Origin of the sequence: Caballeronia telluris (genome assembly GCF_001544495.1) — a bacterium.
Lineage (GTDB): Bacteria > Pseudomonadota > Gammaproteobacteria > Burkholderiales > Burkholderiaceae > Caballeronia > Caballeronia telluris.
Genome location: NZ_FCNZ02000118.1, coordinates 1 through 1641, shown reverse-complemented (window position 1 = coordinate 1641; position 1641 = coordinate 1). Strand labels below are relative to the sequence as shown.

Below are 1641 nucleotides of genomic sequence, written 5' to 3'. Positions count from 1 at the left end.
TGCGTATTTCGCGGAAGCTGGACACGCGTTTCGCTTGAAGCCGGACAGGTGTTTCGCGCGAAGCTGGACAGCCGGAGCGCAGCGACGCAGGGGTTTCTGTTTTTACTCTGACTGCTGGTTTTCGGTCAAACTAATTTTTAGTTTTCGCATCGATTCACCGTTCATGTTGATTCGATAAGTGTTGTGAACAAGCCGGTCCAGGATGGCGTCGGCAAGCGTTGGATCGCCGAGCGCACCGTGCCAGTTGTCGACCGGAATCTGGCTTGTTGCAATGGTTGAGCGACGGCCGTGGCGATCATCAAGTATTTCGAGCAGATCACGCCGAGCGCTGTCGGGCATTGGCGCCATCGCGAAGTCATCCATCAGCAGTACATCCGTCTTGGCCCACTGCGCGAGCGCTCGCGCATATCGACCGCTGCCGTGCGCGATAGCGAGCTCCTCGGCGAGTCTGGGCATCTTGAGATAGGCCACTGTGTAGCCTAGACGGCAGGCCTGATTGGCGAGCGCGCATCCAAGCCAGGTCTTACCTAGGCCGGTCGCGCCAATAATGAGCGTGTTGTGCTTTTCCCGGATCCAATCGCCAGTTAGCAAGCGGCTCATGAGTGCACGATCAAGCCCGCGCGGGGTTCGGTAGTCGATGTCTTCGGCCACGGCATCGGAGAACTTCAGTTTGGCACGCCGAAGGCGCGATGATGTCTGCCTGGATTCGCGTTCGCTTGCTTCGCGCTCAACAAGCAAGCCTAAACGCTCCTCGAAGCCCAGCGCTTCGATATCAGGATTGTTCTGCTGTTGCGTCAAGGCGGATGCCATGCCGCTCAGCCTCAGCGCGTGAAGCTTGTCGATTGTTGGATGTTTGAGCATATGGCCTCTTCAATGATAGTAGTCCGGGCCGCGCACATTGGGATGTGTGAGCGGTAAGCTGGCCTGATCCGCTTCTGTCTGAGGCGACTGGTCCAGGCCGTTCTTAAGCGTCGAGCTAATGAAGCGGTAGCTTGGCGCCTTCAGATCGATGGCACGGCAGCACGCGGCCTCCAGCCGTGCATTGCCGTGGTCTTTGCCCAGGCGAAGGACGCCAAGGCAAGCGCGGTAGGCTTGTTGGGGATGCTGGCGGCCGCCAAGCAGGTGCTGGATCACGGCGGCGGTGTGCGGCCCGATGCGTATGGCCCACTCGTACAGCCGCTGCGGCCCCCACCCACTGACCTCTTGATGATGAGGCGGCATGTGCGCATTAACCGTACTGTGGTGACCGCGCCGAGTGCTTCGCGCGTGGGCGGCGATACGCGTGCCTCGGTGGAAGATCTCGACTGTCCCGTTCGTATATCGAACGTCGACCTGTTGACGCGCGAAGCGGTGCGGTACAGAGTAATAGTGAACGTCGATGTCGACGTGGTAATCAGGCCCCACGCGCGCTACCTTCCAATCAGCATATTGATAGCGCTGTGACGGAAGCGCCTTCAGCGATGAGCGCTCGAAATCATCGAAAGTGCTGCGGCGAGATCCCGGCAGCTTCTTGAAGGCTTTGTTGTTCAAGTCGACCAGGAGTGTCGCGATCGCGGAGTTTGCCTCGGTCAGGCTAAAGAAGCGGTGCTTGCGAAGTCGGGCGAGAATGTAGCGCTGGACAAGGAGCACGCCTTGCTCGAC

General features: G+C 59.2%; 2 protein-coding genes. Both read right to left on the bottom strand.

Annotation, left to right across the window (positions count from 1 at the left end; all coding sequences use genetic code 11):
• Positions 1 to 102: 102 nt before the first annotated feature.
• Positions 103 to 861, bottom strand: coding sequence for an IS21-like element helper ATPase IstB (gene istB / locus AWB66_RS32460; protein ID WP_087634047.1), 759 nt, complete (start codon positions 859 to 861; stop codon positions 103 to 105).
• A 9-nt stretch (positions 862 to 870) separates the two neighbouring features.
• Positions 871 to 1641 (bottom strand): transposase (locus AWB66_RS32455; protein ID WP_143328380.1); only part of this gene is annotated, 771 nt, incomplete at its 5' end.